Genomic DNA, 25561 nt, shown 5'->3' with positions numbered 1-25561 from the left:
CGTGTCACTGGCGCCGATCGGTGGTGCCGTGGGCGTGATCTGCGGCCGGATTGACGGACCGTATCCGGTCCGACGATCCAGCCCTTTGTGTTTGCATCGGCTGGCCCGAAAACCGCAATCCACTTTTCGGGCCGATGCAACTCTTTGTGTTTGCATCGGCTGGCCCGAAAACCGCAATCCACTTTTCGGGCCGATGCAACTCTTTGTGTTTGCATCGGCTGGCCCGAAAACCGCAATCCACTTTTCGGGCCGATGCTTTACAGTACCGATCCTGGTCGCCGAATGCGCCGGCGGTCTCTTTAAAGAGCATGAGGGACGATCGAGCCAACCGCGCCGGAGGGAAGCATTCATGCCGATCTATATTTGCCAGGGACATTACTCTCGGGATGCCCTGCGGGGCATGCTGGCAAAGCCCGAGAACCGCGAAACCGCCGTCGCCAAGCTCTTCGAAATGGTCGGCGGTCGGCTGCTTGCATGGTACTTCACCCTCGATGAGAACGGCTGGCTGGTCATCGCCGAAACGCCGGACGAAAGGACGATGAGCGCTGCCATGATCGTCGCACTGGCCGGCGGCGGCGTGACAGACATGAAGACCACGGCGGTCCTGACGTCGTCAGAGGCCATGGAAGCTTTCAGAACCGCCGGCGATATCGGGGGCTCGTTCAAATCGGCCGGCCAAGGCTAAGCGCGCGCAGGATCTCCAGCGTGACATGCATGTCACGCTCCTGGTCTTAGTTGTGCCAAGACCCGATGTCAGAAGCGCCCGATTGCACCGGCTGCGCGGATTGGGGGCTGACCACAGGTGGCGAACGGATGTGGCCGGCGCGAGCCGGTTGTCGACGCGCTGGCGACGGACGCGCAGGAGCTGGATTCTCGCCCCACCTCCGAGGACCGAGAGGGCGAGAGCACGGCGCGCGGGCCGGCCTCTCAAACCAGCGATGACGCGTCTCGCCAGCCCGGGACGCCCCGGCGCGCGGGCGCCGGCTTGGTCCCGAGAAAGCTGGCTTGCCTCCGAAAGCTGGCTTGGGCCGGGCTCGTGCTCTGCCTTTGTGGCCTGATCGGCCTCAGCGGCGTCGTCGCCTATTACGCCTCGCAGCTGCCTCCGCTCGCTCAGCTCACGGTGCCGAAACGGCCCCCCAACATCGCCATCCTGGCGAGCGACGGCTCGCCTCTCGCCAATCGCGGCGAGACGGGCGGCCGCGAAATCTCCCTGGGGGAGTTGCCGCCCGCCCTGCCCCAGGCTTTCGTCGCCATCGAGGACCGGCGCTTCTACGACCATTGGGGCGTCGACCTGATGGGCCTCGCCCGCGCAGCCTACCGCAATCTGAGCCATGACGGAGGCCTCCAGGGCGGCTCGACGCTGACCCAGCAGCTCGCGAAGAACCTGTTCCTGACCCAGGAGCGCACGGTCTCGCGCAAGATCCAGGAAGCGATCCTGTCGCTCTGGCTGGAGCGCAGCTACAGCAAGGACCAGATTCTCGAACTCTATCTCAACCGGGTCTATTTCGGCGCGGGTGCCTATGGTGTCGAGGCCGCGGCCCAGCGCTATTTCGGCAAGTCGGCCCGCACCGTGTCGCTGTCGGAAGCCGCCCTGCTGGCTGGCCTCGTCCAGTCCCCGTCGCGCCTGGCCCCCAGCCGCAACCGCGAGGCAGCCCAAGCCCGCGCCGAACGCGTGATCGCGGCGATGAAGGAGCTCGGCTTCATCACGCCCGACATGGCCAGCACGGCTCTCAGCGCACCGGCCGAGCCCGTGCGTCCCAAAGCAGCCGGCTCCGCCAATTATGCCGCTGACTACGTGATGGACGTGCTCGACGACGTCGTCGGCGCCGTCGATTCCGACATCGTGGTCTCGACCACCCTCGAGCCATCCCTGCAGGCGGCGGCCGAGCGGGTGCTCGTCGACGAACTCAACGCCCGGGGCCAGAAGTTCAATGTGAGCCAGGGCGCCTTCGTGGCGATGCGGCCGGATGGGGCCGTGACAGCGCTCGTGGGTGGCCGCGACTACGAGACGAGCCAGTTCAACCGGGCGACCTCCGCCCGCCGCCAGCCGGGCTCGTCCTTCAAGCCCTTCGTCTATCTGACGGCGCTCGAGCGGGGGCTTCGCCCCGACAGCGTGCGCTCGGATTCACCGGTCAACATCAACGGCTGGAAGCCTGAGAACTATGACCGCGGCTATCGGGGGCCGATCAGCCTGCGCAATGCGCTCGCACTCTCGCTCAACACGGTGGCGGTGAAGCTCAACATGGAGGTCGGTCCCCAGGCCGTCGTGCAAACGGCACAGCGCCTCGGCATCACCTCGCCGCTCCAGGCCGACCCCTCGATCGCGCTCGGAACCTCCGAAGTCACGCCGCTTGAGCTCGTGGGCGCCTATGCCACCTTCGCCAATGGCGGCTTCGGGGTCGTGCCCTACGTGATCACCGAGGTGAAGGCTGCGGATGGCAAGCCAATCTTCAACCGCCCGGCGCCGGGCGATCCGAACCGGATCATCGATCCAGGCACCGATGCGATGCTGAACGAGATGATGCACAACGTCTTCGTCATCGGCACGGCCCAAAGGGCGCGGATGCCCGGCTGGCCCATGGCTGGCAAGAGCGGCACCACCAATGACTACAAGGACGCCTGGTTCGTGGGCTTCACCGGCAATCTGGTTGCCGGCGTCTGGCTCGGCAACGACGACAGCACGCCCACCAAGGGCGTATCCGGTGGCAACCTGCCGACCGACATCTGGCACAATTTCATGAAGATCGCCCTCAAGGACCAGAAGCCGGTCGCCCTGGCGGGCGTGGCCGGCGCCGGACAGACGCGCTACGCCAATGAAAGCGGCAAGCCCCGGCAGCGCGCCAAGCGCCAGAAGAGCTTCTTCGAGAGACTGTTCGGGCTCTGAAATCCCCGTCACTCAGCCCAAGGCCGAGCTCGTTGCACACGCATCGAGGACGCCGCAGCTTTCGGAGACGCGAGACAGCCCAAAACCCTCTTGAAAACCGTCTCGCTCGCGATAAATTTTTGGGATCAGCCACGGAAGGAGCAATCCGATGACCGCGGTTCCCGAACTCAAACCGGAAACGCCGACCGTCTGCATTACCTGCCATGAGGATTATCGCTATGCGCTGCAGCGCATTGGCCAGATCGAGGATGCAAAACCCCAATCGGTGGAGGCAATCGAGCTGGACGCGCTCAGGGCGGCAATCGTCGCCTATGAGACGCGCAAGGAATCGCCCCCCGGGGGACCGCGGATGACGAGCGCGGCCTGAACAGGGCCTCACTTCGCTGGACGTCCCCCCGCATTGTCGAACGCCTGGGGCCGCTGACGAGCGGCCTCGGAAGAGGAAGGAGGCCGCCGAACTGATCCGGTTCGCGACGCGCTCAACGAATGGCTCGCCCGACAGCCCGGCACAGGAAAGCGTCCTCAGGATGCGATCCCCCTCGCCTGCTGCTGCATTCTTGACGGCCGGTCGGGATGGGCTCAGCCTCTGGGGATTCGCGGTGTGGAGCGCTCCGATGTGGCTGGCTGTCTTGAAAGTCGGTATTGCGGCTTGCCTCCTGGCCGGCCTCGCACTGACGGCCGCACGGGCGACGGAGGGTGGCGCCAGTCTCTATGTGCCCGGCATTCACGGGCCGCTGGCCGGCGTGCTGCCGCCCCCCGGCTTCTACTTCGAGACCGATTTCTACAGCTATTCCGGGCGCCTTTCCGCCGCGACGCAGACCCAGATCGGCGGCGCGGTGCTCGCCAATGTGAAGGTCGAGGCGCGTGCCGCCTTCCTGACGCCGACCTGGGTGACGCCGCTGCAGATTCTCGGCGGCAATCTGGCCTTCGCGGTTGCCGTGCCGGTCGGCGTGCCGCGGATCAGCGCCGGCGCGCTGATCACCGCGCCGCGGCTCGGGCGCAGCTTCGCCTTCTCGCAACGTGATGCCACCTTCAATCTCGGCGACCCGATCGCCTCGGCCCTGATCGGCTGGCATGCCGAAAAATTCCACTGGGTCACCGGCGTGTCGGTGAGCATTCCCGCCGGCGCCTATCAGGAGGGCGAACTCTCCAATCTCGCCTTCAATCGCTGGATCGGTGACGTCTACGCCGCCGTGACCTATCTCGATCCGGCGATCGGCCTCGATATCTCGACGACGGTCGGGCTCGAGATCAACGGCACCAACCAGGCAACCGATTATCGCAGCGGCAATGCCTTCCATGCCGATCTTGCCGTGACCAAGAACCTGACGAAGGAATTTTCGGTCGGTGTGATCGTCGGCCACTACCAGCAGGTGAGCGGAGACGGCGGGGCCGGCGCCTCGCTCGGGTCCTATCGGGGTCGCGTCACCGCCGTCGGCGGCACCATCGGCTACAATTTCGAGCTGGGCCGCATCCCGATCTCGGCACGGCTGAAGATCATGCGCGAGGTCGAGGTCGAGAACCGGGCCCGCGGCACGATCGGGCTGCTCAGCATCGCCTTTCCCCTGGGCGGGCAGGCACCACCGGCCCCGCCCGCGCCGCTGACTGCGAAATTCTGAGCACGCTCGCCACGAGCCCCCCTCGGCGGAGCAACGCGACCGTCTCGCTCTATGTGCGGGCTCTATGTGCGGCCCTATTGGCCAAAACCGGCAGTGACCGACGGCACATGGTCGCCGCGCGCGGTCGCGTCCGTGCTATGATCAAGGGGAGCATGCCATGAAGCGGTTGGCGTTTGCGGCGGAACGACTGACGTCTCGACCCGAAGCTAGCTCCACAGCGCGCTCGCCGCCAGCGGCAGAATGCTGGGGTCTCCGGCAGGGATCAAAGTGCCATTGGGCAGGAACTTGCGAGACCATCATTGGTTGAATGTTTGGGGTTGCCGACAACTCTGACTATCGCGGGATGGCTACCATGATCGAGAGAGACAGCGAGGTATTCCGCCTATTTTCCGAGGATTACCGAAATTATTCGCAGGAGGAGATGAGCCTGCAGGAATACCTTCTGGCGTGCCGCGAAGACAAGTCGATGTATGCCTCCGCGGCCGAACGAATGGTCGATGCGATCGGCGCGCCGAAATTGCTCGATACGAGCCGGAACGAGCGCCTGGGCCGGATATTCGCGAACAGGACGATCAAGATCTATCCCGCGTTCGCCGATTTCTTCGGCATGGAGGATACGATCGAGAGGATCGCTGGCTATTTCCGCTATGCATCCCAGGGATTGGAGGAGCGCAAGCAGATCCTCTACCTCCTCGGTCCAGTCGGGGGCGGCAAATCCTCCCTTGCCGAACGGCTCAAGAAGCTGATGGAGGAGCGTCCGTTCTACACGCTCAAAGTCGGGGATCGGCTCAGCCCGGTCTTCGAATCGCCGCTGGGCCTGTTCCATCCTGACCGCATGGGCGATCTCTTCGAGGACAAGTACGGCATCGCACGGCGGCGATTGAACGGCCTGATCTCGCCATGGGCGGCGAAGCGGCTCGACGAGCTTTCCGGCGACATCTCCAAGTTCAGCGTCGTCAGGCTGATGCCCTCGCGATTGCGGCAGATCGGCATCGCGAAGACCGAGCCGGGTGACGAGAACAACCAGGATGTCTCGGCGCTCGTCGGCAAGGTGGACATCCGCCAGCTCGAAAACTTCAGCCAGTCGGATCCGGACGCCTATTCCTACAGCGGCGGGCTGAACCGGACGACGCAGGGCCTGCTCGAATTCGTCGAGATGTTCAAGGCGCCGATCAAGGTTCTGCATCCCTTGCTGACCGCGACCCAGGAGGGCAGTTACAACGGCACCGAGAACTTCGGGGCCTTTCCCTATCAGGGCATCGTCCTGGCGCACTCCAACGAGTCCGAATGGCTCCAGTTCAAGAAGAACAAGAACAACGAGGCGTTCCTCGACCGCATCCTGGTCGTCAAGGTTCCCTATTGCCTGCGTGTCACCGAAGAGCGGCAGATCTACGAGAAGCTGCTGCGTGAGAGCGAATTGGCCGACAGCCCCTGCGCGCCGGAAGTGCTCGACATCCTCAGCCGGTTCTCGGTTTCGACCCGGCTGACCGAATTCGAGAACTCGCCGCTCTATACGAAGATGCGCGTCTATGATGGCGAGAACCTCAAGGAGCTGGAGCCCAGGGCGAAGGCCATCCAGGAGTATCGCGACGCGGCCGGGGTCGACGAGGGCATGACCGGCGTCAGCACGCGCTTCGCCTTCAAGATCCTCTCGCAGACCTTTAACTACGACACCGAGGAACTGGCCGCCGACCCTGTGCACCTGATGTACATCCTGGAGGGCGCGATCAAACGCGAACAGTTCCCCAAGGAGGCGGAAGCGGCCTATCTCAACTTCATCAAGTCGGAGCTTGCGACGCGCTACGCCGAATTCATCGGGCACGAGATCCAGAAGGCCTATCTCGAATCCTATGGCGAATACGGCCAGAACCTGTTCGACCGCTACATCGCCTATGCCGACGCCTGGGTCGAGGATCAGGACTACAAGGACCCCGATACCGGCCAGATCCTCAATCGGCAGGTTCTGGACAACGAATTGTCGCAGATCGAAAAGCCGGCCGGCATCGCCAACCCCAAGGATTTCCGCAACGAGGTCGTGAAGTTCACCTTGCGGGCCCGGGCCAGGAACAATGGCCACAACCCGTCCTGGACCAGCTATGAAAAGCTCCGCGAGGTCATCGAGAAGCGGATGTTCGGGCAGGTCGAGGATCTGCTGCCCATCATCAGCTTCGGCTCGAAGCAGGACAGCGTGACCGAGAAACGGCACCAGGGATTCGTGGAGCGCATGGTCGAACGAGGCTATACCGAGCGTCAGGTTCGGCGCCTGGTGGACTGGTACATGCGCGTGAACAAGGCGGGCTGAAGGCGGCCCGAGCGTACCATGCCGATCTTCATCGACCGCCGCCTGAACCCGAAGGACAAGAGCCTGGGCAACCGGCAGCGCTTCCTGCATCGCGTGCGCGCGGAGCTGAAGCGCAGCCTCCAGGAACAGATCCGGGCCGGCAAGATCACCGATGTGGACGGCGAGCATGCCGTTTCGATGCCCGCGAACGGAACGGACGAGCCAGGCTTCCGCAGCGAGAACGACAGCGGCCGCCGCCAGCGTGTCATGCCCGGAAACAAGCAATTCGCACCGGGCGACAGGCTGCCGAAACCGGGCCGTGGCGGTGGATCGGGATCGTCGCCCGGCCTGCAGCCGTCCGAGGATGATTTCCGCTTCGTGCTCTCGCGCGAAGAGGTGCTCGACCTGTTCTTCGAGGATCTCGAGCTTCCCGACATGGTCAAGCTCAATCTCAAGGAGATTCTCGCTTTCAAGCCGCGACGGGCCGGATTCTCGGCGAGCGGATCGCCGACCAACATCAATGTCGCGCGCACCATGCGAAACAGCCATGGCCGCCGCATCGCCCTCCAGCGGCCCAAGCGCGAGGAGATCGACGCCATCCTCCGCGAACTGACCCGGATCGAAGCCGACGGACCCGATGCCGCCCGCGCCGACGTCGCAGCCTTGCGCGTCGAGCTCGACCGGCTGGAGCGCCGGCGCCGGGTGATTGCCTTCGTCGACCCGGTCGATATCCGCTTCAACCGCTTCGATCCCCAGCCTCAGCCGAACGCAAACGCGGTCATGTTCTGCCTCATGGACGTCTCCGGCTCGATGGGTGAACGCGAGAAGGACCTCGCCAAGCGCTTCTTCGTTCTGCTGCATCTGTTCCTGAAGCGGCGCTACGACCGCACGGACATCGTCTTCATCCGCCATACCCACATGGCCCAGGAAGTGGATGAGGAAACGTTCTTTTTCAGCGCGCAGAGCGGAGGCACCGTCGTGTCCACGGCGCTGGCGGAAATGCAGCGCATCATCGCGCAGCGCTACCCCAGCCGGGACTGGAACATCTACGCCGCGCAGGCGTCGGACGGCGACAATCTCCCCACGGATTCCGAGCGTTGCCTGCGCCTGATGGACGGCGAGATCATGCGCCTGTGCCAGTATTTCGCCTATGTCGAGATCATCGACGAACGCGAGAGCGAGATCTTCGGCACCGCGGATAACGGCACCTCGCTCTGGCGCGCCTATCGTGCGGTCAAGGACAGATGGTCGAATTTCGACATGAGCCGCATCGCCAGGGCCGCCGACATCTACCCGGTCTTCCGGCAGCTCTTCACGCGGCCGCCGGCGCGGCCGCGCAACTGAGAGGGTGGCGATGCCCAGACATGCGCCTGGATCCGACCTGCTGTTTTCTGGCTCGGACTGGAACTTCGGGACATTGTCGCGTGCTTACGACGTCATCGAGATGGTTGCGAAAGAGGAGCTCCAGCTCGATGTCTACCCGGTGCAGCTGGAGGTGATCTCCTCGGAGCAGATGCTCGACGCCTATTCGTCCATCGGTATGCCGCTGATGTATCGGCACTGGTCGTTCGGCAAGCATTTCCTCCACCATGAGCTGCTCTATCGCAAGGCTGGCCGCGGCCTCGCCTATGAGCTCGTCATCAACTCCAATCCCTGCATCGTTTACCTGATGGAAGAGAACACCATGGCGCTGCAAGCCCTGGTGACGGCGCATGCGGCTTTCGGGCACAACCACTTCTTCAAGAACAACTACCTGTTCCGCCAATGGACCGATGCCGGCGCGATCCTGGGCTATCTGGATTTTGCCAAGGGCTACATCGCCCGCTGCGAGGAAAGGCACGGCGTTGCGGCGGTGGAGGCCGTTCTCGACGCCGCCCACGCCCTGATGGAACAGGGCGTGTTCCGATATCGCCACCCTCCCAAGCTCTCGTCCGACAAGCAGCGCGAAGGACTTCGCGAGCGGCTGGAATACGAGGAGCGTTCCTATAACGATCTGTGGCGTACGATCCCGCGCGCGGCCGACGGCGGCAAGGCCGAGAAGAGCGAGGACACCATCGCCGAGCGGAAAAAGGCGCTCAACCTCCCCGAGGAGAACCTGCTCTATTTCCTTGAAAAGAATAGCCTTATCCTCGAACCTTGGCAGCGTGAGATCCTCAGGATCGTTCGGGTCATCGCGCAGTATTTCTACCCCCAGCGGCAGACGAAGGTGATGAACGAGGGCTGCGCGACCTTCGTGCACTATACGGTCATGAATGCGCTGTTCGACCGCGGTCGGATCAACGAGGGCGCCATGCTGGAAATCCTGCGCAACCACTCGAACGTCGTCTTCCAGCCGGCGTTCGACGATCCCCGCTTTTCCGGCATCAACCCTTATGCGCTGGGCCTGGACATGATGCAGGATATCCAGCGTATCGCGACCGAGCCCACGGCGGAGGATCGCGACTGGTTTCCCGAGATTGCGGGGACGGGCGACTGGCGCGCGATTCTGCTCGACGCCTGGGCCAACCACCGCGACGAATCCTTCATACGCCAGTATCTCAGCCCGGCCTTGATCCGAAAATGGCGGATGTTCGTGTTGTCCGACGTGGCGAGCGACTCATTCTACGCTGTCGCCTCGATCCACAACGAGCGTGGCTATGAGCACATCCGCGCCGCCTTGGCCCATAAATACGACATCGGCGCGAGCCATTCGGATGTTCAGGTCGTGGATGTGGACCTGCTCGGCCAAAGGCATCTGCGCCTGCAGCACAAGGTCAATGACGGCATCGTGCTGGAAAGCGCCAGCTGCGAGGCGACGCTGCGCCATGTCCACAAGCTATGGGGTTATGAGGTCAGCCTGGAAGGCGTCGACGCGCAAACGGGAGCCACGATCTACGAACGGTCCAGCCATCAGCTGACTGAATAGAGCATCGGCCCGAAAAGTGGATTGCGGTTTTCGGGAAAGCCGATGCCAACACAAAGGGTTAGCTCATCGCGACCTCGGCACAACGTCGTCCCGCGGCCGGCCGCGTCGCGTCAGAACCGCCAGACGAAGTTTCCCTTCACGGCGTTTTCCTGCGCCTTGCTTCCGAGCTGGCCGGAATAACTGAGGCTGAGGCTGGCCGCGTGACTCAGGGCCAGCTCGATCCCGGCATCGGCCACGAAAGCATCGCGTGCGATCGGCGTGCCGGTGACGGTGAAGGGCGAGCCGCCGCTGGCGAAGGCCAGCAGCGCCGCTGGTGCGACATCGCCAAAGGCGTGCCGCCAGCCGAGCGTGCCGCGCAGGGTCAGCGCCATTCCTGCGCCGAGGTCGATCCGGCTGCCCAGATGCAGGCCGAGCGTGGTGAAGGCGACGCTCTCGCTGCCGCCGCAGCCGCGCAAGGCCGCCGCACCGCCCCGCTCGGTGAAGCCGTCGCTGTCGAGATGGACAAGGGCGAGGTTCGCGAACGGCTCGAAGGCGAGATTGGCGAAGCTCATGCCGTAACCAGCCTCGCCGAAGACCTGGGCGCTACGCGCCTGGTAGCCCGCCGTGGTCTGGTCGGAGAAGCCGGGGATGCTGATCGTGCGCTTCGTCTCGACCTCGTTCCAGGTGTAGGAACCACCGAGGCGCAGGGCCAGCGCGCCGAACTGGCCGCTGCCATAGAGCGCGGCATGGTAACTGTCGATCGTGCCCGACGAGAGCCGCGCCTTGCCGTCGAATGTCGTGCGGCCGTAGCCGCCGGCGAGGCCGAGGCGCCAGATCTGGCCGAGGCTCGTATCGGCGCCGATCAGGAAGCCGCCGGTCGTGCTGGTGATGCCGGCTGCATTGCCGTTGCCACTGATCCGGCCCCAGGAGCCAAAGGCCTGGCCCCAGAGCGCAGAGGGGGTCTCGACGAAGGCCGGCTGCGCCACGGCGTTAATTGGCCCCTTCTCGGCTGGCAGGGTAAGGGCGGCATAGCCCAGCACCGGCGCGGCGACGGGGGCCAGCGCGGCGTTGCCGCCGGCGTCCTGCGCCGCCGCCTGGCGCAGCCGGTCGTTCACGGCCTGGCGGAGATCCCGGCTGCGCTCGATCATCACCCCGGCCGCCGATGCATGGATCTCGCCCGAGAGCGCATCAAAAGCCTGGCGCGCCGCGCCCGCGCTCGCCTGCTGGGCTACCGCGTCGTAGAGCGTGCTGCCCTGCCCCAGCGTCTCGACCGCGGCGCCCGTCGCGATCTGGTTGCGCGTCAGGCCGACCGACTGGAACGCGACCTGGTTGCGGGCGATGTCGAGATAGACGCTGGCGGGATCGTAGCTCAGGCCGAGAGCGAGGAAGGGCAGATCCTGGGCCAGCCCGGCGAAGGTGCCGCTGACCCCGCCCGCTGCGGTCAGGATGGTGTAGCGCGTGCCGGGCGCATAGGAACCCGGCGCCTTCGCGACGACGACCGTGCCGCCGCTCAGCGTTGCCGTGCCGCTCGCCGCGATCCGGTCGCTCTCGCCGGCCGGATCGATCTCGACCTGGTAGACCGAGCCGGCTGCGAAGCCGAGATTGCCCGCAACCGTCAGGGTGCCGATCGAATTGCCCGGCGCGATAACGCCGCCGGACGCGGCTGCCAGCCCACTGACCGTGCCGATGCCGCCGAGCGTGCCGCCGGCATTGACCGTGACGCTGCTGGCAAGGCTCGCCGAGGCATGACCGGCGCCGCCGACCACCAGGGTGCCGGCCTGCACCGTCGTCGCCCCGGTATAGCTGTTCTGACCGTTGAGGGTCAGCGTGCCCGTCCCGGTCTTGACGAGCGAGACCGGGCCGGGGCCGCCATTCAGGATGACGCCGTCGAAACTGCCACCGCCGGCGACGGTCAGGGTGACCGGAGCGGCGCCGGAACTGCCGATCCGGCCGCTGGCTGCCCCCGAGAGCGAGCGCAGCGTGGCATCGAAGCCGCCGGGATCGAGAATGCCGTCCACGGTGTAAGCGCTGTTCGGCGACAGGGCGGTCGCGGACGCCGCGAGCAGGATGCCGTCGGCCGTGATGCGGGTCGGCCCGCTATGCGTGTTGGCGCCACTGAGAACGACGTAGCCCGTCGTGTTGCCGGCGCCGGTGATCGTCAAGGCTCCGCTGCCGCGGATGGTGCCGGCGATCTCGAGCGCGCCTGTGCCCGCATCCAGGGTGCTGTCACCGGCATTGATGGCGAAATCATTCGACAGGACGACGCCTCCACAGCCACAGCCGGCCATTTGCAGCGTGCCGCCGTTCAAGGTCACCGTCCCGGTTCCGAGCGGCCGGGCGCCGGCGATTGCGAGCGTACCCTGCGAGATCGTCGTGCCGCCGGTATAGGTGTTGAGGCCGGACAGGATCAGCGTGCCGCCGCCGACTTTACCGAGGCCCGAGCCGAGGCCATCGGCGATGGTGGAGGCGACGCTGACCGAGATTCCACTGTCGATATTGAAGGTGCCGACCCTGCCGCTCGCGGGCATGATCGCGAGCGTGCCGCCACTCAGGGCGTAGCCGTTGGTCTTGAATTGCAGCGTGTCGAAGCCTTGCGTGCCGGAGACGGTCACCGCGCCCCCCGTGCTGCCGGCGAAGACGCCCACAGAGCCGCTCCAGCCGGCATTGGCGCTGCCGGTGCTGGTGGTCCAGTTGGTACCGAACGAAGCCCAGGTACCGGCGCCTCCATTCACGCTGCCGGAGGCGGTGGTGTTCGTACCGTCCCAGAACTGCATGGTCTGGAGGGAACCCCGCACCGCAAGATTGACCTGGCCGGCGATGCCGGTCTCCACGTCTGAGCTGATAACTAAAAAGCCCGGCGTCGTCGTGGCCACACGCTGGCTGGCAAAGTTGCCCGACAGCGTGCCGCCATAGTCGAACAGCCGGTAGTAGCCGGCCGCCGCGACGCGCGTATCGAGCCTGCCACCGAGCGTCAGGTTGCCTGTGACCTTGACCAGGTCGTTGCCGGTGGCGGGATCGCCGCCGCCGGCAACGCCCGGCCTGTTGAGGTCGAACACCGAGGTCGCGGTGCTGGAGAGCACCAGCGATCCGACCGTCAGCGTGCCGGGACTATGGCCGGCCGAGAGCGTGCCATACACCGTCACCGCGCCAGCGATCGAGCCCGTGCCGGAGAGCGTACCGGCCGCGGCGACCGTCAGCGCGCCCGAACCGAGTGAGCCATCGACGCGCAATTCGCCCTGCGAGACCTGGGTGCCGCCTGAGTAGGTGTTGACGCCGGTCAGCGTCAGCGTACCGGTGCCGAGCTTCCTCAGCCCGCCAGAACCGCTGATCGCCCCATTGAAGGCGATGTCGCCGCTCCGGTTGAAGGTGAGCGCGGCATTGTTCTCGATATCGCCCAGGATGGAGCCCGCGGAGCCACCATCGCCGATCTGCAGCGTGCCGGCGCTGATCGTGGTGCCACCGCTATAGCTGTTGGCGCTGGTTAGCGTGGCCACGCCTGGAGTGCTCTTGATCAGAGCGCCTGTGCCGGCCAATGTCGCCTCGACGGTTCCGCTTTCGATGGCGAAAGAGCCGGAGGATGTGAAGACCCCGTTCACGATCCACCCTCTTTTCATGATCAATCCGCCATTCTGCACCTGGCTCGTCCCGCCAAGATCAAGAGCGCCGAAATTGATCGTCGTGCTCCCCGAGATGGCGCCGAGCGTACCGGCCCCGGAAAGGGCAAGAGGAGCGTTGACAATCGTGCCGCCGGAGTAAGTATTGGCGCCGGTCAACTGCATTTTGGCGCCGCCTGCCGTCAGCGATCCGGGCCCAGATATGACGTCGTTGAATGTGAAGACGGTTGCAGCAGCCGATAAATTGCCTTCCAACCGGACAGGCTGGTTGATGTTTACGTAACCCCGGTCTGCGATAACAAGGGAATTGCCCTCGAAGACAAGAGAGCTGCCGCCCGATTGATCGAAATCGATCTGAGAGTTTTCGTATGCTTGGGTAATTCTGATGTTACTCAGAATGAAAGGCCCACGATCGTTAACAGCGTGAACGCCACTAGGATCGTTTGATGTGAAAAACAGATTCGTTCCCGCGACCGAGGGTGGCAGCGATCCACCATCCCAGTTTGCAGCATTGGACCATATGGAACCGGGCGTGTCGGCGAAGGTGCTGATGAAGGCATAGTCACCCGCGAACGCTGGCCAACCGGCGATTCCGGCAATCATCGTGGACGAAAGAAGCATCGCGCGCACCGTCAGGCGCCGGCGGCGGCGTGGATCCGCCAGATGCCCGTTGGACTGTAGCGCTTGCGCGAATCCGCCCACGCTCCGTCGTTCGACGGTGCAATCTGCCCTGCACAGCCCGCTCATGTAGTCCCCTCGCGCCGCATGCCTCTGCATGGTTGTCGCAGAGCCGCCAAAGCTGGAGACTACGAGGGCGGCAGCGCCAGAAAAATACGGCATCTGCCGTATTTCGACATGGCCAGCGACGGAATCCCGATCGAATTCGGCGGCCGGAGCCGCGCCGTCGCCTCAGGCGGAGCCGGCCGGCGCCTCACCGGCGACAGCCTCACGGATCGCGGCCTGCAGACGCTCCGGGGCGACCGGCTTGTGCAGCACAAGGCGCCCGGTCGCGGTCAGATCGCGCAATCGCTCCGGCGAGGTGTCGCCGGTGACGATCAGGGCCGGAACCCGATAGCCGAGGTAACGCTCCAGCCGCGCGATCGCTTCGCTGCCGGTCAGGCCGCGCTTGAGCCGGTAATCGGCGATGATCAGATGGACCGAGTCCGCACCGGCCGCCTCATGGCGGCGGCAGAGTTCCTCCACATCGGCCCCGCAGACGGGGTCGTGGCCCCAGGCCGCCAACAGCGTCGCGAGGCCGGCGAGCACCTGGACGTCGTCATCCACCACCATGATCCCGAGCCGGCCGGAGGGTTCGCTCCGGCGCGGGGACACCCGCGCCAGGGCTGGCGGCGCGGTCAAGGGCAGTTGCACCGAGAAGGCCGAGCCCTTGCCGGGCGTGGAGCGCAGCCCGATGGGGTGGCCGAGCAGATCGGCCAGGCGTCGGACGATGGCGAGCCCGAGTCCCAGGCCCTGCTCCCGGTCGCGCTGCGGATTGTCGAGCTGCAGATCGTCGAGTTGGACGAACTCCTCGAACACGGCCTGGTGCTGCCCGGACGGAATGCCCGGCCCGGTATCGACGACCTGGATCTCGACCGCCCCACCGCGGCGGCGGCAGCCGATCAGCACCCGGCCGTCCGGCGCGTGGCGCAGCGCATTGGACAGGAAATTGTCGAGGATCCGCTTGAGCAGGACGGGATCGCTGTCGGCCCAGACATCGAGGGGCACGGCACGCAGCGCGACGCCGCGCTGCAGCGCCTGCGGCGCGAACTCCTCGCGCAGATCGCCCAGCATCCGCGCCAGCGAGATCGGCCGCCGCTGGACCGGAACGAGCCCGGCATCGAGCCGCGACACGTCGATCAGGCCATGCAGCAGCCCGCCGAGCGAGCCGATCACCGCCTCCAGCCTGTCGGCGATGCCTTTCGCATCGGCGCCCTTGATGTCGCCGCGCCGGGCGAGCGCCGCAAGGCTCGCCGTGAACAGGGCGGCCGCATGGATCGGCTGGCGCAGATCGTGGCTGGCGGCGGCGAGAAAACGCGTCTTGGCCCGATCCGCCGCCGTTGCCCGGTCCCGTTCGCGCTCGAGGCCTTCCACCAGCGCCAGGTTCTCGAAGCGCAGCGACACCGTCTCCTTGAGCGATCGATAGGTGATCAGGCTGTAATAGAGATAGACGCAGACCAGACAGAGCAGGAAGGCGAGATAGACCGAATAGATCGAGCCCTCCTGCGACAGGCAGCGCAGCGCGAAGGGCAGCTGCATCGCGATCAGCAGGCCGGCATAGGCCGGCGGATAGGCCGAGAGCGCCGGCACCGCCCCACCCGACATGCCGGTCAGCACGATGCAGACGAAGGCGATGAGATGCGGCTCGGACGGCACGAAGCCAATCCAGCCGACCCCGCCCCAGAGCAGGCTGGACAGGACCGAGAGCACCGTGAAGCGCCGGGCCCAGACCTCCGGCCCGGGCGCCTGGTCACCCCGCCTGAAATACCTGTAGGAGAGCAGCAATCTGGCTCCGGTCAGCGCGTAGACCGCCCCGATCCAGATCAGCAGCTGCCGGCCCGGCACCGCCTCGCGCAGCACATAGGCGACGGGCCAGGGAATGACGAGATTGGCAAACAGGACCGCGCGGGACTGGCGATAGAGCAGCTCGACCAGCGCGGCGCGCAGGCGAGCCCCCGGCTTTTGAGGAATCGGCACGGCCGTCACGATCCACTTTCCAGTCGAAGGCAGGCGCCCATCAGGGAGGTGCGATGCGGCCCGACGGCTATCCGATGGGATGGGACCAAAGGACAATCCAGCCCATGATTCGCCACCGCCTCTCCGCGACGCCCAGCTCTTCGACGGGCAGCCCCGCGCTTCGCATCGTCCTCGCCGACGACCATGCGCTCATCCGCGAGGGCCTGAAGCTCCTGATCTCGACTTGCGACGCCTACGAAACCGTGGGCGAGGCTGCTGACGGCGCGAGCCTGCTCCAGGTGCTGGCGAGGGAGCCGGCCGACGTCGTCGTGCTCGACCTGGGCATGCCGGGTCTGACGGGGCTGTCCTTCATTCGCGACCTGCTCCGGGCGTATCCGCGGGTGAAGATCCTGGTCCTGACCGCGAATAGCGAGCCGCGCACGGTGGAAGCGGCCCTGGACGCGGGCGCGGCCGGCTATCTCGTCAAGGGCGGCGATCTCGGCGAGCTTTTCGAGGCGCTCGCAGCCTTGCAGCGGGCTGAGACCTATCTCAGCCCGCCGCTCCGGGCCGTCCTGCCGCAAGGCGGCCAGGGCACCATGCTTGACCGCGTGTCCTTCGAGGCGATCAGTCACGTTGCGCTGACCCGGCGGGAGCGCGAGCTGCTCAGCCTGGTCGCCGGAGGCGCCACCGCCCGCGACGTCGCCGCGCGCCTCGGCATCAGCCCCCTCACCGCCCGCAAGCATCGTGAAAACCTCATGCGCAAGCTCGACCTCCACAGCGCCGCCGAACTCGCCGCCTTCGCGGTCCGGCTCGGTTTACCGACTGGATGACCTGAGCACCATTCGCGGCAACCGCCCTCAGCGGCCCATGTCGCAGGCCGGAACGTTCTGAGGCAATACGGCAAGTGCCGTAGTTCGCGCGCTGATGCGAGGTTGCGAATGAGAAGAGTGAGCAGCACTGCTGCGTTGTGTCAGACCACTGCACGATGCCGGTCGGCCATGATCGCCACGATCCTCTGACGCAGCCAGCGATGGCCATCGTCGGCCTGATGCCTGCCATGCCAGCCGATCCTGATGGTGATGGATGGGACGTCGAACGGCACGGGCAGCACCGCGAGTTCGGCGCGTTGCGCCAATTCCCGCGCCACCAGCCCGGGCACGACGGCGACGAGATCCGTCTGGGCGAGGATGGACGCCAGGACCATGAAGTGCGGCACGTCCAGGGTTCTGCGCAGCGACCATTTGTTGGCGCGCGCGATCACTTCCAGCAAGGGTTCGGTCGAGTTCGGCGGGCGGACGACGATCTGGTCCTGCGCCAGGAACCGTTCCAACGCCGACCGCTCGTCGCCGGAACCTTCGGTCAGCGCATGCCCTTTCCGGCACAGCAGCGCATAGGTCTCATCGAAGAGGCGCCTCAGCCGCAGCGTGCCCGCCGTAGCCTGCAGATTGCCGATCGCGACGTCGGCCTCGTCGGTTTCGAGCGCCTCGAGATAGCGCCCGACAGGTAACTGCATGACCTTGAGTTCGAGACCGGGAGCCTCGGCGCGCAGAAGCGGCATGAGATAGGGCAGGAAGACGACCTCGCCGGCATCGGTCATCAGCAAGCGGAAGCGCCGGTTCGTACTCGCCGGATCGAAAGGCGCCGCGCGATCGAGGCCCAGCCGGATCAGGCGCAGGCCCTCGACGAGACTTTCCGACGCGCTCAATGCGAATTGCGTCGGCTCCATGCCGTACCGGGTCCGCACGAAGAGTGGATCGCCGGTCAGCGCCCGTAGTCGCTTGAGGGCATTCGAGACCGCGGGTTGGGTGAGGTGAAGCGCGACAGCCGCACCCGACACGCTGCGGTGGCTCATCATCGCTTCGAAGATGCGGACGAGATTGAGATCGAAGTTCAAGCTATTCACCTGAGTGATATCGGGTATCCACCATATAAAGTTCACTGTGCCTCTGCCAGCGTGTCTTCTCCTTCGCGAAGACGGATCCAAATCCGCACGGAGGACACATGCACGCAATCGCAAGCGGACCGGCCGAGAGGCCGGCTGCGACGACGACCGCCGGCTTGCGCGGGACGCATTGGGATCCGGCAAGACTTCCCGCCGGCGTCGAAATCACGGTCCATTCGCTGCGGACGCATGACGGGGCCACCGTCGTCGGCTTCCTGATGCGGCGCGGCGGCGAGAAGACCGTCGTCTGTGCCATGCATCCGCGCGAGATGACGGTGCCGCAATACCTGGCGCCGGAGGTGCTCCGGGCGGGCGCAGCCTTCTGGGTGCAGGGTTCGCGTTCGCCGAACAGCGACCTGCGGCTCGAGCACGAGACCGCCATTCTCGACCTCGCTGCCGGCCAGCGCTTCCTGCGCAGTCAGGGCTTCAAGGCGTCGGTTCTGCAGGGAACGTCCGGCGGCGGCCCATTGGCCGCCTTCTACTGCCAGCAGACAGCAAGGCCGACGGCAGAACGCCTCACCAAGACGCCAGCCGGGCGCCCGATCGATCTCGCCGGCGCCGACCTGCCCGCGCCCGACGGCCTGATCCTGATCTCCTCGCATCTCGGACAAGGAGCGCTCCTCCAGAGTTGCCTCGACCCGTCCGTCACGGATGAGGCTGACCCTTTCGCCACCGATGCGGGACTCAACCCGTTCGATCCGGCCAACGGTTTCGCCGGGCCGCCGCAATCCAGCCGCTACGAAGCGTCTTTCATCGAACGCTATCGCAAGGCGCAGACCGCGCGCTCGCAAGCCCTCGACGAGCACGCACGGGGCCTGCTGCGCCGCAAGGCCGAGGCACGCGCCCGCGTCAAAAGCGGCAGCACCGACGCTGGTGACCTCACACGCTCCGCCTGGTCGCCGCTCATGACGATCTGGCGCACCGATGCCGATCCGCGCTGCTGGGACCTGTCGCTGGAGGCCTCGCCACGCGCCTATGGCAGCCTGTGGGGCGGCAATCCCTTCAGCTCGAACTGGGGCAGCGTCGGCTTCGCGCGGAGCTGCACGCCGGAAAGCTGGCTGTCGAACTGGTCGGCCGCCTGCTCCAACGCCACGATGGAGCGCTGTGCGCCGGGCATCGACCTGCCCGTCTGCATGATCCGCTACACCGGCGATAACAGCGTCTTCGACAGTGAGGCCGACCGGCTCGCGAGCCTGCTCGCAGCGGCCGCGCTTGAACGCCACGATCTCCCTGGAAACCACCATGGCCGCGCCGTCGCCCCGGGCGAGCCGGACGGACAGGGACCGGCGGGGCAGGTCGTCCAGGACTGGCTCTCGACGCAGCGCCTGCTGGGCGGGCCTGCAGCATGACCCGCCACGCGCAGATCCTCGGCGTCCGCGAGCCGATGGCGGGCGTCACCTATCCGCCGGCGGGCGACCTCGCTCGCCACGTCTCGCGCGGAGCCCTGCCGACGCGGTCGCTGATCGCGGCGCTGCGCGCATCGTTTTCTGCCCATGCCGGTCGCCTCGCCCTGCTCGGCGACGGCTGGAGCATGAGTTATGCGGAGCTCGACGATGAGAGCAACCGGGCGGCCCTGGCCTTTGCCCGCCTGGGCCTCCAGCCGCTCGACCGCGTCATCTTCCAGGCCGCCAACAGCCGCAACCTCGTCGTCGCCGTGCTCGGCTGCCTCAAGGCGGGACTGATCCCGCTCTGCACGCTCCACGCGCATCGCGAGGTCGAGATCGGCGGGCTTGGCCGCCATTCGGCCGCACGCGCGCATTTCATCGATAGCACGCCTGCGAATTTCGACGTCCTCGCCTTCGCCGAAAACATTCGGCGCCTTGTCCCGACGGTCGCACGGACCGTCGCTATTGCGGGTCCCGGCGGTGCAGATGTCGCAACGCTGACCGAGCTGATCCAGGCCGTCGGCACGGAGGAGGCCCGTGCCTTCGTGGAGAAGACGATCGCGGCGATCGACCCCTTCCAGGTCGCCTTCTTCCAGATTTCGGGCGGCTCGACCGGCATCCCCAAGATCATCCCCCGCTTCCAGAACGACTATCTCGCCAACATGGAGGCGGTGCAGCGGGCCACCGGCATTTCGGCCGCCGACTGCGTGGTGACGCCAGGCCCGATGCTGCACAATGCCGGCTTCGCCTGCTTCTGGGGGCCGGCGCTGCTGGCGGGTGCACGCGTCGCCATTCTCGACAATGCCCGGGAAGACGGGCTCGCGCGGGTCTTCGCGCAGTGCGCGCCGACCTGGCTCTACATGCCGAAGCCGCTGCTTCCGCGCCTCGCCAAGGTCTTCGCCGCCCAGCCCGATGCCGCGAAGACGATGCGCGGCATCGTGACCTCGAGCGGCGCGCGCGAGGTCGAGCGCCAGCTCGGCGTTCCGACGATGCATTTCTACGGAATGACCGAGGGGATCATCATCCATACGAGACCGGATGATCCCCCCGCGATCCGGCATGGCGGTATCGGCTGGCCGATCGCCGTGGGCGACGAGTTCCGCATCCTCAAGCCCGGCACCGAAGAGCCGGTGGCCTCGGGAGAATCCGGCGAGATCGTCTATCGCGGCCCCTATGTCCTGCACGGCTATTACGACGCGCCCGAGCAGAACCGCGTGGCCTTCACCTCGGACGGGTGGGTCCGCTCCGGCGATCTCGTGCGGGAGGTTGCCCGCGACGGCCGGCAGCTGCTCGTCTTCGAGGGCCGGCTCAAGGACGTCGTCAGCCGCGGCGGCGAGAAGATCTCGAGCGAGGAAGTCGAACGCTACCTGCGCACGCACGCCGCCATACTCGACGTCGCCGTCGTGCCGGTGCCCTGCCCGATCTTCAGCGAGCGCGCCTGCGCCGTCCTGCTCCTGAAGCCCGGACATGGCTGCCCGAGCGTCGTCGATCTCGGCTCCCATCTTTCCGGACACGGCCTCGCCAAGTTCAAATGGCCCGAGCACGTATTGGCGGTCGATGCCTTCCCCGTCACCAACGCCGGCAAGCTGGACAAGCAGTCCCTGCGCCGCGTTGCAGCGGAACGGCTCGGGAGGACGGCATGATCCGACGCATCGGCGTCCTCGGCGGCGGTCCCGCCGGGCTCTACCTCGCGCTTCTCGTTCGCCGGCGCCGGCCCGACATCGCGGTGCGGGTCGTCGAGCGGTCGCCGGCCGACGCGACCTGGGGCTTCGGCGTCGTGCTCGCCGATGGTGGCCTGCGTCAGCTCGCCGAGGCCGATCACGAAAGCTTCCAGGCTATTCAGCCCCATCTCCACCCGATCCCGCGCCAGGTCTTCACTGTCCACGGCGAGAATGTGCCGATCGACAAGGCCCGCAGCGGCGGTGCCATCGAGAGATTGCGGCTGCTGCAACTCCTGCAGGCGGCTTGCCGGAGCAGCGGGGTAGACCTGCAGTTCGAGACGCCGGTGGACGATCTCGCCGCTTTCGACGACTGCGATGTCGTCATTGGCGCCGACGGCAGCAATTCGCTGCTGCGCGAGCGCTTTGCAGGAGCCTTCGGCACGCAGACGCGGTTTTTGACCAACCGCTTCGCCTGGTTCGGCGTCAATCGGGCCTTCGACTCTTCGCATCTGAACTTCAAGACGCTGCCCGGCGGCGGCGCGCTCTGCGGCCACTATTATGCCTACGCGCCGGAGCGCAGCACGTTCGTGATGGAATGCGACGATCCGAGCTGGACGCTGCTCGGCCTCGAGGTCATGACGGATGCGCAGCGGCGCCGGACGACGCAGGCCTTCTTCGCCGCCGAACTGGGCGGGCACGAACTCGTCGAGAACAACTCGATCTGGCGGCGCTTTCCAGTCGTGACCAACCGCCGCTGGCATCACGACCGCTACGTGCTGGTCGGCGATGCCCTGCGGACCGCCCATTTCTCGATCGGCTCGGGCACGCGCATGGCGCTGGAGGACGCGATCGCGCTGGCTGGCGCCCTGGCGGCTGAGCCGACACGGGAGGCTGCCTTCGCCCGCTATGTCGCGACCCGGGAAGGCCCCATGGCGAAGCTCACGAGCGCCGCGCAGGGCAGCTTCGACTGGTACGAGCGCTTCTCCGAGAAGATGAAACGGCTCGAGCCGGCGGCCTTCGCGCTCAGCTTCCTGCGCCGGACCGGGCGTATCAGCGACGAGCGCATGCTCCGCGACTTCCCGGATTTCCTCGCCTACGCGGCCCGGAAGGGCGTGGCGGGACTGTCCGCCGGAGCCGGTATCCCCCCAATCGTGGAGCGTCAGAATGCCTAGCCTGCATCGGATCGGGATGATCGTCCCCAGCTCCAACACGACGATGGAGACCGAGGTGCCCGCGCTGATGCAGGCGCTTGCCCCCGCCGATCTCGCGTTCAGCTTCCATTCGGCCCGGGTGCGGATGGCACATGTGCGCCAGGACGAGCTGGAAAGGATGAACGCCGACGCCGGCCGCGCCATGACGGAACTGATGGACGCACCGATCGATGCCGTCGCCTTCGCCTGCCTGGTGGCCATCATGGCGATGGGCGATGGCCATCATCGCAGCGCGGAGACGGCCCTCGCGCGGATCGCCGCCGAGGCCGGACGCGACGCTGCGGTCGTAACCTCTGCCGGCGCGCTGGTCGAGGAGCTGAAACTCTCCGGCGCGCGCGAACTGGCGCTCGTCATGCCCTATGGCGATGCCCTCGCCTGCCGCGTGGCCGATTATCTGACGGCGGAGGGATTCATCATCCGCGATTACGTCAATCTGCGGGTGACCGACAACACCGAGGTGGGTCGTATCGGCAGCGCGCGGGTCCTCGACGCGCTCGCCGCGTTGAAGACCGACGGTGCCGACCGGATCGTGCTCTCGGCCTGCGTCCAGATGCCCTCGCTCGGTGCCTTGCCGGAAGCCCGGCGGCGCAGCGCCGTTCCCGTCACCTCGGCGGCGGAATGCACGGCGAAACAGATCCTGCGTCGGCTTGGCATCGCGCTGCCGACCGAAGCCGCACTGGCGGCGGAGTGAGCCATGACCTGCAGCATCGACCCGAGCGAACGCGATGCCACTGAACGGGTGCTCTCGCGCGAACCCTTTATCGTGCGCCGGTGCGCGCGCTGGGCCGAATGTGATCCGGCCGGCGTGGTCCATACCGGGCGCTTCGGCGACTACGCGCTGTCAGCCACGGACCTGTTCAGGGCGCATGTGATCGGCAGGGACTGGCACAGGCGCAACAGCAGCGCCGGCTTCGGCTCGCCGGCCAAGGCGATCTCGCTCGTCTTCCACTCCCCGCTCTGGCCGGGAGACCAGTTCGATATCGCCGTGTTCGTCGGCGAGATCCGCGTCCGCTCGATGGACCTCCTGCTCAGCGCCACCCGGAGCGATGACGGGCGAGCCATCTTCCGCGGACGCCTGTCCTCGATCTGCGTGACGGCCGAGGACCGCACGGTCGCCATGCCCTGGCCCGACGACTACCGCGAACGCTACCGCAGCTACGCCCGGCACGTCCCCGTACCGGCCGATCTTCAGCAGATGGGGCCGTAACAAGCGCCATCCGCCACGTCACGATCTGAAGGAGGTGACCATGTCCCAGCACGACAGTTTGCACGAAGACGCCAGCTCCGAGACCGCCTTCACCAAGGGCCGCGAATACCGCACGAGGGATGTCGATGTCTCAGCCCTGAAGCGCGCCAGGGAGGACGGCATTCAACTCGCGCTCGATGGCGTCGACCACAGCGCGAGGCCGACCTGGAAGCTGCGCGAGACGGTGGAATTCTACCGCGATGTGCTCGGCCTGCCGCTGATCCACACGATCAGCGCGCGCGGCTGGGGTCACCCGGGCCATCCCGACTTCCTGCATTTCTTCTTCGACGCTGGAAAAGGCGCGACGATCGCGTTCTTCTACTATATCGGCACCGACCGGCCCGAGCGTTACATGCCGGAGGACAACCAGTTCTACTCCGCCACCCACACGGCTTGGGCGGTGCCGGACCGGGAATCCCTGGAGCGCTGGAAGACCACGCTGGAGGCGCGCGGACTTGCCGTTTCTGCCTACACCCGGCACGAGACGCTGGAGTCGATCTATTTCCGCGATCCCAACGGGTATCCGCTCGAAATCACCCTGCGCCTGCGCGAGACCGACGTGCTCGACGCCAAGGACGCGGCATTGACGCTGGAAGCCGCGATCCAGCTCGAGAACGAGACCCGCGCCCGCGGCGAGAGGCTGGGCGACATCGACACCGTCTGGCGCCGCAAGGCCAAGCTCGTCGAAGCGCTGATCGGAGGCGCGTGATGGTCGTTCTCTACGTTCTCGACGTGCCGGAATTCCTGCCCATCGTCGAGGCCTGCCGCAAGTTCGGCCACTGCAGGATCGCCAAGTCCGACGAGGGCTACTACCGCATTCAGGCCAGCGGCGAGATCACGCTGAACCGCAAGGCGATGCAGCTCAAGCCGGCGATCTGGTACGGGCTGTTCACCGGCGGCATGAACGGCGAAATCGCCGAATTCGGCCGTGAGACTGTGCGTGTGATCGGCACGAACAAGGAGCTTTGAGGAGAAGGCCCGAGCCGTCTCCTTTCGGCCCCTCGCCCGGAATGCAGAGCCGGTGCGCATCATTCGGCCCAACGACGAGGCGTCGAGAACATCCGGTCGGCCGTTCGACGCGAGAAAACAGAAAAAAGACAATCCAGGGAGGATACCAATGAACAAGCTCACGTCAGCCGGACTCGCATGGGCTGTCGCAGCGTTGCTCGCTGTCACGGGCGCGGCCCATGCCCAATCCGGCGAGGGCCCGATGCGCCTCGTCGTCAGCAGCGCGGCTGGAACGGCGCCCGACATCATCGCGCGTCTGATCTCGGCCAGGTTGTCGGAAACCTTCAAGCGAACAGTGATCGTCGACAACAAGGCTGGCGCCAATGGCGGGATCGCCGCCGCCGACGTGCTGCGAGCCGAGCCGAACGGCTTGACGCTCCTCGTCACGCCGGCGGGAACGCTGACCGCCAATCCGCATCTCTATCGGGAGGGGGCTGCGACCGCCGTCACGGAGCTCACACCCATCACACAGATCGCCACGGTTGACTTCGTCGTGGCGGTCCGATCCGGCCTCCCCGTCAACACGCTGCCGGAGCTCCTCGCCTACATCAAGGCGCATCCGGGCAAGGTCAACGCCGCGACGACCGCCCATGGCAGCTTTCCTCACCTCGCCGCCGAGATGCTGAAGCAACGCACCGGTCTTGATTTCACCATCGTCAAGAACAATGGCGGCGCCGCCGCCGGAAGCGCGGCGGCCGGTGGCCATGCCGATTTCGTCATCGAGACCTCCGCCGTGCTGGAAGGTCTGATCCAGGCCGGGCATTTGCGGCCGATCGCCTCGACCGGGGCGGTGCGCGGATTGAAGACGCCTGATCTTCCCACGGTGGCGGAAGCGGGTCTCGGCGGCTATGCGATCAGCGGCTGGATCGCCCTGGCTGCTCCGAAAGCGACGCCGCTGGCGACGCGGGAAGCGATCCAGCGGTCCGTCGTTGACGCACTGAACGATCCGACGATCCGCGAACGGCTCGAGATGCTGCATTTCGCTGCCGTCGCCACGTCTCCGAACGACACCGGAGAACTGATCGCCCGCGAGCGGACACAACTTGGACAGGTCATCGAGCAGGCGGGATTGGTCGTGGCGAAGTGAACGGCGCAATGCCCGGGCCTGGCCAACCCTGGACCGGGCCTGGCCAACCCTGCACTCCCCCGTTCC

At 66.2% G+C, this 25561-nt stretch carries 19 protein-coding genes; 16 read left to right on the top strand and 3 right to left on the bottom strand.

The window, feature by feature from the left end; all coding sequences use genetic code 11:
- Position 1 precedes the first annotated feature (1 nt).
- From FG93_RS33700 to FG93_RS25330, 7 genes are all read left to right on the top strand, one after another.
- Positions 2 to 685, top strand: a complete 684-nt coding sequence (locus tag FG93_RS33700) for a GYD domain-containing protein (protein WP_244448734.1) — start codon at positions 2 to 4, stop codon at positions 683 to 685.
- A gap of 351 nt (positions 686 to 1036) precedes the next feature.
- On the top strand, positions 1037 to 2884 hold the full coding sequence (locus tag FG93_RS25355) for a transglycosylase domain-containing protein (protein ID WP_244448733.1): 1848 nt from the start codon (positions 1037 to 1039) through the stop codon (positions 2882 to 2884).
- A gap of 148 nt (positions 2885 to 3032) precedes the next feature.
- On the top strand, positions 3033 to 3251 hold the full coding sequence (locus tag FG93_RS25350) for a hypothetical protein (RefSeq protein ID WP_043240090.1): 219 nt from the start codon (positions 3033 to 3035) through the stop codon (positions 3249 to 3251).
- Positions 3252 to 3498: 247 nt separating this feature from the next.
- On the top strand, positions 3499 to 4503 hold the full coding sequence (locus FG93_RS25345; protein ID WP_043240087.1) for a transporter: 1005 nt from the start codon (positions 3499 to 3501) through the stop codon (positions 4501 to 4503).
- A gap of 352 nt (positions 4504 to 4855) precedes the next feature.
- Positions 4856 to 6805, top strand: coding sequence for a PrkA family serine protein kinase (locus FG93_RS25340; protein WP_043240246.1), 1950 nt, complete (start codon positions 4856 to 4858; stop codon positions 6803 to 6805).
- Between the two features lie 18 nt (positions 6806 to 6823).
- Positions 6824 to 8128 carry a YeaH/YhbH family protein gene (locus FG93_RS25335; RefSeq protein ID WP_043240085.1) on the top strand — a complete coding sequence of 435 codons (1305 nt, stop codon included), beginning with the start codon at positions 6824 to 6826 and terminating at the stop codon, positions 8126 to 8128.
- 10 nt (positions 8129 to 8138) lie between these two features.
- Positions 8139 to 9689, top strand: coding sequence for a SpoVR family protein (locus FG93_RS25330; RefSeq protein WP_043240242.1), 1551 nt, complete (start codon positions 8139 to 8141; stop codon positions 9687 to 9689).
- A gap of 110 nt (positions 9690 to 9799) precedes the next feature.
- Here the strand turns inward: FG93_RS25330 and FG93_RS25325 are convergent, their stop codons facing one another.
- Both FG93_RS25325 and FG93_RS25320 read right to left on the bottom strand, forming a co-directional pair.
- On the bottom strand, positions 9800 to 13885 hold the full coding sequence (locus FG93_RS25325; RefSeq protein WP_280114163.1) for an autotransporter domain-containing protein: 4086 nt from the start codon (positions 13883 to 13885) through the stop codon (positions 9800 to 9802).
- A gap of 306 nt (positions 13886 to 14191) precedes the next feature.
- Positions 14192 to 15976 (bottom strand): hybrid sensor histidine kinase/response regulator, encoded by a 1785-nt coding sequence (locus FG93_RS25320; protein ID WP_244448732.1) that lies wholly within the window; start codon positions 15974 to 15976, stop codon positions 14192 to 14194.
- A 53-nt stretch (positions 15977 to 16029) separates the two neighbouring features.
- On the opposite strand from FG93_RS25320, the gene FG93_RS25315 reads away from it, so the two are divergent.
- Entirely contained in the window at positions 16030 to 16785 is a 756-nt protein-coding gene (locus FG93_RS25315) for a response regulator transcription factor (protein WP_244448731.1), read from the top strand.
- Between the two features lie 140 nt (positions 16786 to 16925).
- Here the strand turns inward: FG93_RS25315 and FG93_RS25310 are convergent, their stop codons facing one another.
- Positions 16926 to 17849, bottom strand: a complete 924-nt coding sequence (locus tag FG93_RS25310; protein ID WP_152579619.1) for a LysR family transcriptional regulator — start codon at positions 17847 to 17849, stop codon at positions 16926 to 16928.
- A 107-nt stretch (positions 17850 to 17956) separates the two neighbouring features.
- Between FG93_RS25310 and FG93_RS25305 the strand changes: the two genes are divergently transcribed.
- The 8 genes from FG93_RS25305 to FG93_RS25270 all read left to right on the top strand — a co-directional run bounded on the left by FG93_RS25305 (position 17957) and on the right by FG93_RS25270 (position 25495).
- Positions 17957 to 19246 carry a hypothetical protein gene (locus FG93_RS25305; RefSeq protein WP_043240079.1) on the top strand — a complete coding sequence of 430 codons (1290 nt, stop codon included), beginning with the start codon at positions 17957 to 17959 and terminating at the stop codon, positions 19244 to 19246.
- The gene (locus tag FG93_RS25300) at positions 19243 to 20925 is read left to right on the top strand and encodes an AMP-binding protein (protein WP_043240076.1); all 1683 of its coding nucleotides are present in this window, start codon (positions 19243 to 19245) and stop codon (positions 20923 to 20925) included. The genes FG93_RS25305 and FG93_RS25300 overlap by 4 nt, the downstream gene beginning before the upstream one ends.
- Positions 20922 to 22115 (top strand): FAD-dependent monooxygenase, encoded by a 1194-nt coding sequence (locus FG93_RS25295; RefSeq protein WP_043240073.1) that lies wholly within the window; start codon positions 20922 to 20924, stop codon positions 22113 to 22115. The genes FG93_RS25300 and FG93_RS25295 overlap by 4 nt, the downstream gene beginning before the upstream one ends.
- On the top strand, positions 22108 to 22845 hold the full coding sequence (locus FG93_RS25290) for a hypothetical protein (protein WP_043240070.1): 738 nt from the start codon (positions 22108 to 22110) through the stop codon (positions 22843 to 22845). Before FG93_RS25295 ends, FG93_RS25290 begins: the two co-directional genes overlap by 8 nt.
- Before the next feature lie 3 nt (positions 22846 to 22848).
- Positions 22849 to 23361 carry a thioesterase family protein gene (locus FG93_RS25285; protein ID WP_052514184.1) on the top strand — a complete coding sequence of 171 codons (513 nt, stop codon included), beginning with the start codon at positions 22849 to 22851 and terminating at the stop codon, positions 23359 to 23361.
- Positions 23362 to 23401: 40 nt separating this feature from the next.
- Positions 23402 to 24109, top strand: a complete 708-nt coding sequence (locus tag FG93_RS25280) for a VOC family protein (protein ID WP_043240069.1) — start codon at positions 23402 to 23404, stop codon at positions 24107 to 24109.
- Positions 24109 to 24369: a hypothetical protein gene (locus tag FG93_RS33335; RefSeq protein ID WP_043240066.1), complete on the top strand. Its 261-nt coding sequence runs from the start codon at positions 24109 to 24111 to the stop codon at positions 24367 to 24369. The genes FG93_RS25280 and FG93_RS33335 overlap by 1 nt, the downstream gene beginning before the upstream one ends.
- Positions 24370 to 24517: 148 nt before the next feature.
- Complete coding sequence (locus FG93_RS25270) at positions 24518 to 25495, top strand: tripartite tricarboxylate transporter substrate binding protein (protein ID WP_052514183.1); 978 nt, start codon at positions 24518 to 24520, stop codon at positions 25493 to 25495.
- Positions 25496 to 25561: the final 66 nt, after the last annotated feature.

The organism is Allobosea sp. LC85 (assembly GCF_000735605.1).
Taxonomy (GTDB): domain Bacteria; phylum Pseudomonadota; class Alphaproteobacteria; order Rhizobiales; family Beijerinckiaceae; genus Allobosea.
This window is presented reverse-complemented; position numbering and strand designations above follow the sequence as displayed.